This window comes from candidate division WOR-3 bacterium, from assembly GCA_016934535.1.
Lineage (GTDB): Bacteria > SDB-A > SDB-A > SDB-A > SDB-A > JAFGIG01.
Window position 1 is genome coordinate 1 of the sequence record JAFGSQ010000051.1, and the last position, 8,801, is coordinate 8,801.

An 8,801-nucleotide genomic window follows, 5' to 3' on the forward strand; every position below is an offset into this window, starting at 1 on the left:
CTGTTGTTGTAATTGCCGGTTTCGTTTCCGGAGAACATCGAATGAGTCGCGCTGTGCGAACGTCTCGTCGTGACGTGCCAGCATGTTGAACCCGTGTATGTCCAGGTGTTGGCTCCTTCGAAATCCTCGTTGAATACGACTGAACCGATGCCGAGGGAAAATGTGTCATAATAGGCGTAGCCGCCGTCTCCCTGAACCAACAATTCGAATTCCGAGAAATATGGAGTGGGACATGTTGGCATGATGTATATTCTGTAAGCATTCTCCAGCTTGACGCTGTCGCCGGGATTTAACTGAGAGTGATTTTGGATTGAATCCAACAGAACTATGTAAGGATCCTTGCTCAATGAATTGAGAACGGTATGCACGTTCTGAGCCGTACCGCTTCCTGCGTTCTTGATGTACGAACCGATTTCTACCGTGTCTCCGGGAAGGATTTCCGGGGGGCCGTAGTATCCCAGGACATTTATATCCGGAGCGTTGACGCTGATGTTGAAATTAGACACCCAAGTGCTTTCTGTCGCTGTAACAGTTAGAGTCATTGGAATTGAATATCCGTCCGCAAGACCTGCATCAACACTGATGTTGAACGTCGTCGAGCCTGCTGTGGAATCGTTTGAATTGATGTTTCCGTAACTGACCGTGTTCTGATTTACGGTTATGTTTGGATCGGCAGAACTGAGTGTCCCGACTGCATTGTGTGCCGTCTGAGTTCCCCAGTTTTTGACCCAAACACTCATGTTGTATGTTGCACCGGGATTTACCTGTCCGTTGCCTGCCGGTATATATCTGAGATAACTGACATAAGCGCCGCTCGAAATGACATAGATTCTTCCAAAATGAGGATTGAGATCATGACCGGTAACTGTGACGAGAAGAGAACATGGAGTCGAATTGCTGACATGAATTGTCGCCGATCCGGATGCATTTGTGTATCCTGTCCATGTTGAATCGTCATTTTTCAAGCATATCAGAGCGTCTTTGACAGGAGCCTTCGCCGTGTTGACCGTCATTTGAACATCTATTCCGCCGACAGGTATTGAAGACGGATAATTGACTGATATAGCGTTCGGATAATCGGTCCAGCCGTCAATAGAAGGGTCTCCGAACAGATTGTAAGCCTCGTAGTAATACTGCACGCTCGTGTTGTGTATATAAACTCCCAAAAGGCCGTAATCGTAAAAACCTCTCTCCCACGTAATCGAAGAGTCGAACATGCCTTTAAAAACCCATCTTTCGAGAGTGTCATCTTCTGTCCAGTAAGAAGAGGGAGCGGAAGCCCAGAAACTGACACCGGCTTTATTTCCCGCTCTAATCCATGTCTCGGCAAAACACTCTGCGACTGACCACATTCCTGTATTGCATGCGTAGCTCATGACGATTGGATACTCGCTGACATTTGTCAGGGCGTTGACGTTAGCCTGAGAAAAAGATGGACCGTCGGCCCAGCTCGTTGTTCCGCCGTGACCTGAATAGACGCCCCACGAACGTCCGTCGTTGAAGGCGGCGCTGACCTGAGCAGTCGTCGCGCCGGAATAGTTCCAGAGCGTGTCGCACGCGAATCCGGCGGGACCCAAGAAATTCTGTATGACGTATCTGTGCGTTCCCTCAGTAATTGAATGATTGTCCGAGCTCGCCATGAAGACGGCTTTTTTGCACCATTCCGTGCCCTGTGTCCAGAGACTCGGCTGTTCGTAATTGAGTGTTTTGTTTATTATATTGGTCAACTGAGCGGCGTTGGTTACGGAAAATCTTCCGAGCCAAACGTCGTGAAATATATCTCCTCCCTGAAGCTGTCCGTAAGGGTGATCGGTGATTTCTCCCGAGGAGGATCCTGTGTAAGCGGGCATTTCGTTGTCGCCGATGAGAAGAACGTATGCCGGCGGTACGGGCCAGTTGTCGTAGGCGTTTTGTATGTATGCCTTTATGAGCGCGTTAGTCGAACCGGTCTGAGATTTCAAAGCGACTGTGACGTCATAGCCTTTTCTTTCTTTCCAAGCGATAAAATCCGTAAGACCTGAAACGAGAGCGTCAGGCACTATGATAAGATAGCCTATGGGGAGATCAGGATATGATTCTTCCCCGTACGCAAAAGCGTTGAGCATCATTTTTTTAATGAACTGTTCGTGCTGCCTGTTGTAATATCTTTCGTAGTTCAGTCTCGTCGCAGCCACATCAGATCCCGCCAAAACTAGCTCAACGTCTATCCTGTCGCGCATGGTAAGTTTTCCCGAATAAGGTTCGTAGCGAACCGGATAGACTTCAATAGTAACAAACCTGTGTCCTCTTATGTACCCTTCGTCTGTTATTCTGGCAAGTTCTTCTCCGTAGACAGAGTTTTCTGAATAAGCCGCAATATCTATCGTAAATTCGACTTGAGCGCCGATTCTTTTTTCAAGAGACGGCTGATTGGGATAGACTCTATTCGTCAAAAACACGTCTTTTTCACCCGCACAAACGGCGTTCAAAGACACCTGAGCTCCTGTGGGGACCTCGACCAGGCGCCTTATGACAGGTATTTGAGGTTCGCCTATGCTCCCTGAAGGGTGCGTGTTTTCAATATTGACGACCGAGAAATTTTGTCCGTCTTCAACTGTTTTTGAAATATCTACACTGTTGAATTCGGCACTCAGTCCAATGGATGAAAAATTCGAATATATCGTCGTCATCCGTGTTTCAGTTGGCAGAAGGTCGTAAGCTTCCGCCGATAAAAGCAACGGAATCAACAACGAAAAAACCGATATGATTCTTTTCACTTTTCCTCCTTCGTTTTACGAATAAGTTACCCCGTCAAAGGGGAATACGATAGAACAAATAATTTGTCAAATACTTTTTCAAAGATTGTCGCCGCTTTTTTCCAAATAAAGATTCACTTCGCTTTTCTTTACATTTTTTTTGGGAATTGAAACTATGCGGTATTTTTCTGAAACGGAAAAACGATCAATTTCGATAACATCGTTCTCTTTTATTTCTCTAGAAGGTTTTATCCTGTTTCCGTTAATTTTTACAAGACCTTCCGTACATGCTTTGGCAGACATGGTTCTGCTTTTATATATGCATACAGAATCGAGGAAAACGTCAATTCTCATTTTCCGGCTGTTTTGTCCTTTCCTCCAAATATACGGTTTCTTTTATTTCATTCAGCCAATTCTCAAGTGCTTTCTGCCTCTCTTTCAAAAGATATACTTCGGAGAGCTGTTCTTTGACTGATTCAAAAGATTCCGGCTCTCCCATAGTCAAACCTTCGAGGCTGATTACAATAAATCCGAAAGGCGACGGTATCGGTTCGGTGTATTCACCTGGTTCGAGCATATCCAGGATTGCCCTGACAGATATGTCAAGAGACTCTGCGGGAACTTCCCCGAGGTATCCTCCCTCGTCTTTCGAATACGGATCCTGTGAGTACTGTCTCGCCACGTCGTGGAAATCGGCTCCGCCGTCGAGAAGATTCATGACTGCCTCGACGTCTGCCAGCGTCTGCAATGTGTCTTCTCTGGTAGGCAGTAGAGAAAGAAATATCTCATAAACTCTCGCGCTGTCCGCCCATTTTGCCGGGACGTAAATTATGTGTATCCCTGCCACGCTCTGAGCCACGCCCATTGTACCTGTCTCTATAGAAAATATAAGCCTTTCAAGCTCCGGTTCGGTTTCCCCTCTTCTGACAATGCCAATGTTTCCTCCGTTAATTCTCGCGTCAGGGTCATCGCTGTATATTGAAGCGAGACTTCTGAAATCTTCTCCCGAATTCAACGCCTGTAAAACAGCGTTTGCTTTACTGTTGACCTGCATCAGTTGTCTTTCGGAAGGGATGGGAGAGAGAATTATTCTAGAAAACCTGTACGAAACTGGCATGACAAGGCTGTCTTTTACGTCCTCGTAAAATTTTTCAAGCACTTCGTCTGAAACGAAATATTCATCGACATACGCCAGCCTTGGGTAATTGAAAGTTATATATCTTTCCGTAGCGATTTTAAAAAAGAACTCTCTGCGCATTATGTCTTTGGCGAGTGCCCAGTCAATTCCGGCTTCAGTAAAAAAAACATCCAGCGAATCAATCTGGGTCGAATCTCCGGTTATGTTTTCGGCCAAATTCGCGAGAAGCCCTGAAAACTCTTCGTCAACTGCTTCAGCGGATATATCCAGGACACCGCTCGTGTCTCCTGAATTGAGCACGAGAGAGATGTTTAAAAGACTTTGATATCTTTCTCTTTCGAACTCATCCTGAAGCCTTTTGTTGGGCAGCTGTGAGCCGCCCATGAAAAGGACCGATGTTTTTATGTAAACGTCTAATTCCGATTGACTGACAGCTTCTTTTTCGACAACGGCGATGATTCCGTCTGCGTTTGCAGAAATAACCGCATTCTGCAGGACTAATAATACGGCAATTAAGAGAGCGGTTTTCAATTGCCTGCTCTGAATTTAATACTGTCTTCGTAAACGGTAACGCTTCCGGCCATAAGAGTGTCGACGAAATTATTCAGATACTGATATTTGTTGAGTTCAGTCAGATACAGCATTATGTAGGGACGTATCTGTTCATACGGCGCCATCGGAGATTCAATGTATTTCTCGTTTATCACTTTCGCAATGAAATAACCGTCTCCGACACTGAACGGCTCGCTTACTTCACCCGTTTTCAGCTTCGCGACTGCTTCTTCAATGAGTTCCATGTTTGAATAAAGTCTTCTTATCCCTTCCACAGTGTCGAGTCCGACAAGATTGGGAAGCATTGTGTCAGCCAAACCCGCCAAAATATCATCTCTCGCTATCGTCGCCATCGGTTCGCTGAAAAACTGGTACAACACGACAATTTTTTCGTATTTTGTCTCTTCTTTCCAGCGTTCGTATGCGCTTCTGATCTCCCCTTCGGAAACCCCGGGCATTGACAGAGTCAATCTTTCAAGCACCATTTGAGACACAATTTGCCGGGTCGCATCGAAAGACATAAACAAGTACGTGGAGTCTTTCTCGTATCCTTCTTCAACTCCGATGTCGTAGACCGCTTCTCTTGAAAGCCATGTTTGAAGCACGCTCGACACTATATCCGGAGGGAAGGTGTCGGGGTCAACTCCGAGCATGAATATCATGTAGGATCTGAATGGAGCATATCTTACTTTTTTTCCGTTTACTGTGGCTATCAAAGTCGATGTGTCGTCATCCATAATAAAGCGCGTCTCGGACTGAATCTGTCCTGCGCTTCCGTTTTGCGTTCCGTTCTGTGTTCTGTCCTTGGAACAGGAAAACAGAACGACGGCAAAAAGCGAAAAGAAAATGATTTTTTTCAATTCACACCTCATTAATTGCCTATTATGGTCTGAAGTATTGCTTCGTAATTTGAAACCGTGTCGATTTTGAATTTATTTCTCAGGTCTTCGATTACGAGAAGCTTTATTGAATCTGTCTTGGATATCCTCATGTTGCCGTCAATTCTAGCCTTGACATCTTCAAAAGGAAGAAGCGTTTCGGGTATTACTTCCTCCAGCATAATTATAGCGAAAAGCCCGCTGTCGGCTGAAAACGGTTCTGAAATACTTCCAATTTCTGTCATCGAGAAAATCACCGAATCAAAAGCAGGGTATCTTCCCTGAGGGAACAAACCAAGTTTTCCGCCGCTTCTCGAAGAGAAGTGGATCGAATGCAGCTTAGCCAATGTGTCGAATCTCACCGTGTCTCCTCTGCGAAGCTGAGGAACTACCGCGTTGTTCAGCGAATCGAGCGTAGTCGTCTCAATCAGTCTCGCTCTTCTTCTTTCCGGAAGGGTGAATTCATCGGGATGGCCGTTGTAATATTCAACAAGGTCCTGATCGCCAATGACGACATTTTTCTTGATTGAGTCTTCAACAAATTGCCAGGAATAGGTTCTGTCGACCTGTGCGAAAACGTTTCTTTCGATCACGGGAAGCTTGTCTATGCGGATTTCCGCGGCCGCGGCGAGCAAAATGTCAGTCAATACTATGTTTTCGCAGTTTTTCCTGAACATAGCCGTATCTTCCGCGAAATAAGGGAGTATCCATTTTCTTTCATCGATTTTTGTTTTAAGATCGCCCAGCGTGACCTGAACATTCCCGTAAGAAATGAAAAGGTAAGCTTTTTCTTCTTCCGAAAATTCAACCGGCGGAGGTCCGAAGGGATTTGAAGAACTTCCCTGCTCCATTTTTTGGTATAGCAGTGTCAGAGCGGGATCGTGTACCTGAATGTTGAACGCTGTTTTCAAACTGTCTATATAATCGTCGGCCAGCTGTCTCTGAAGTTCCTGCTGTTTCATCGCTTTGAGCTGCTCATAGGATTCTTCGAGAGGTCTTCTTCTTATATTTTCGCGAGCCGATATCCTGTATATCAAATGCCAACCGAAATCGGTTTTGACAGGCTGAGAAAGTTGTCCGTCGGACATCGAAAAAGCCGCATCCTCGAAAGGTTTGACCATTCTTCCCTTGGAAAAGTAATCAAGGTCTCCTCCTATAGGTTTTGTACCTTGGTCCTGGGAATAAAGCGTTACCATTTCGGTGAACAGGCTGTCTCTTTCGGCAGTTTCCCAATTGGCCTCGAGTACTTCGTAAATACTGTCGGCAAGGGCGCTGTCATTCAGAAGAATATGCTTGCACCAAATTTCCTGAGCCATGTCTTCCCACAATTTGACTATTTCCAAAGAATCAATTACGGCTTTGTTAATGACGACCTGCCAGTATAACTCGCCCAATATGCTGTTTTCTCTCGCCATTTCAATCGTGTAAACAGCTGTGCTGTCATCAAGCATACCTGCCGCCTGTGCTCCCAATCCCAGCATGTGAGTCTCGATTAGATTGTCCATCACCTGAGTAAGCCTCATCATCGCTGTGTCGGGCGATTCACCTTCGTATGCGAAAAAATTAGCTCTGACTTCGACTATTCCAATTTCTCTTTTCATGTCTTTGTCGCCTATCGTAATCAACAGAGTGTCTCTGTCAATTACTTTAGGTTTTCCGGAGCAGGATGTCAGAATCAAGATTGCCGGAATAATCAGGATCGCCAGGCATTTTTTCATAATTCCTCCTTTTTCTTCATTAGAATATTCATGACAGCGGCGCTGTCGATTTCAACCACGTGCTGATTTCTCTTGTTTATCAATATCATTTCAATCATTTGCTTTCTCAATTCATTTTGACAGAGCATTCTGCAACTTTCAAAAACGTCGCCGAATGGCAGTACCGAATCGGTTTTGTGAAGTCCTGTTTTGAATACAACCCAGTAACCGTCAAGGAAAAAGACGTCCGAACAGCTGTTTGGTTCCAGCGAGAAAATCAGAGATTCGATCTCCTCTCTGTACCTTCCTCTCGACACATAGCCCAAGTCACCGCCGTTTTTTGCCGAAGGCAGTATCGAGTACCTTTCGGCGAGAGTTTCAAAAGGGACTCTTCTTGCGACCGAATCGAGAAGTTCTTCGGCAAATATGGAATCGGAGACTCCCACAATGTACAGCTCCATTCTCTCAGGTATCGTGAAAAGCTGCGGATTGCTGAGATAGTACGCGTATACTTCCTGAGAATCCGCTTCAACTCCAGTGTGCGCTACAATATAAGATTCAAGAACGAGGGAATCCTTCAGATAATCATATCTCTCAAGCAAAGCCCCCTGCAGAACGATTCCTCTTTTTTCCGCCTCCTGAATTAAAAGATACGGAGGAATTATGTCCCTTGTCAAAAAAAGCCTGAGCATGGAGGTGTCGGAAAGGTTGGGATACAATATTCTTCCGGATTTAAGTTTCTCGATCATATTTCCCACTGTTATAGTGTCTTCTCCGGCTACGGCAATCCACTTGGACAGGGCGTCTTCATCAATGTTCGGCAGTACAACAGGCTCCTCTTCCAAAATCCTCTGAAACTGAGGAAGCGAGGTAAAAATTTCAAAAACTTCCTGATTGAAACTGATCCCATACTTTCTTCTGAGAGCGTCGGTAATCTGACTCGTCTGTTCAAAAAAGAAACGGCGGTTTTCCTGAGCGATTATTAAATCTTTCAGGTCTTCATAATCGCCGGGATAAGGAGTCCCGGATATTCCTAGACGGGCCAAGATAAAAATGCCCGTGTCAGTGACTACAGGATCCGAAACCGACAGATCGGACATCGAAAGCAGAACATCACCAAGATTAAAAGAGACAGCATAAGGGAAAATGTCCCTCAAATCTCCCGAAGGGCCGAAATACAATTTTCCATAATTGTACCTGTCACTCAGGGAAGACACATATTCCTTGAGCAAAATCGTATCTTCCAAAAAAAGTCTCATCGAGTCGGTTATAATTTCAGCGTCTTCAAGCCTGCCGGGGGGTATCCTGATCAGCATTGTTCTGATTAGAATCTGGGAACCTTCCCAGTATTTATAGGCGAGAGTGTCGTGCGCCTCCAGGAGGCTGTCGTGAATTGAATTCCACAGCGAATCTATTATCAATATTCTGCCGAGGTCTTCTATGTCAGAACCGATTTTTTCCTGGAAATTTTCCTCTTCCGCCGCTATGAGGATCAACCTGACATCGGTGACTGAGTCGAGAAATTGAAAAAAAGAATCTTGTTGCATATAGAAAGCGTATTCCGGTATGTCTTTTTCTGTTATCACGGGAGTCCCGTCAATACTTACAAGAACGGTTTCACCTCTGCATCCGCAGATAAAAACGGTAAAAAACATAAAAGCCGACAAATATTTTTTCATCATTTTTCCCCGTCAGTTTTCACAGCGTCGAGAAAATTCCGCAGTTTGCCAATATCTCTATTCCAACCTCTGATTTCCACGTATAATTTTCCTGTGCCGTCTCTTTTGAAATATGGGTGCCA

General features: G+C 45.1%; 6 protein-coding genes. All 6 read right to left on the reverse strand.

Going from position 1 to position 8,801, the window contains the following annotated elements:
- Positions 1–2,756, reverse strand: a 2,756-nt coding sequence (locus JXL83_07700) for a hypothetical protein (GenBank protein ID MBN2364000.1), incomplete at its 3' end; no start/stop codon positions are given.
- Between the two features lie 78 nt (positions 2,757–2,834).
- The gene (locus JXL83_07705) at positions 2,835–3,089 is read right to left on the reverse strand and encodes an RNA-binding protein (protein MBN2364001.1); all 255 of its coding nucleotides are present in this window, start codon (positions 3,087–3,089) and stop codon (positions 2,835–2,837) included.
- Positions 3,079–4,404, reverse strand: coding sequence for a peptidylprolyl isomerase (locus JXL83_07710; GenBank protein ID MBN2364002.1), 1,326 nt, complete (start codon positions 4,402–4,404; stop codon positions 3,079–3,081). The genes JXL83_07705 and JXL83_07710 overlap by 11 nt, the downstream gene beginning before the upstream one ends.
- Complete coding sequence (locus tag JXL83_07715; GenBank protein MBN2364003.1) at positions 4,401–5,285, reverse strand: peptidyl-prolyl cis-trans isomerase; 885 nt, start codon at positions 5,283–5,285, stop codon at positions 4,401–4,403. Before JXL83_07715 ends, JXL83_07710 begins: the two co-directional genes overlap by 4 nt.
- An 11-nt stretch (positions 5,286–5,296) precedes the next feature.
- Positions 5,297–7,021, reverse strand: coding sequence for a peptidylprolyl isomerase (locus JXL83_07720; GenBank protein MBN2364004.1), 1,725 nt, complete (start codon positions 7,019–7,021; stop codon positions 5,297–5,299).
- Positions 7,018–8,679, reverse strand: a complete 1,662-nt coding sequence (locus tag JXL83_07725) for a peptidylprolyl isomerase (protein ID MBN2364005.1) — start codon at positions 8,677–8,679, stop codon at positions 7,018–7,020. The genes JXL83_07720 and JXL83_07725 overlap by 4 nt, the downstream gene beginning before the upstream one ends.
- Between the last annotated feature and the right edge of the window lie 122 nt (positions 8,680–8,801).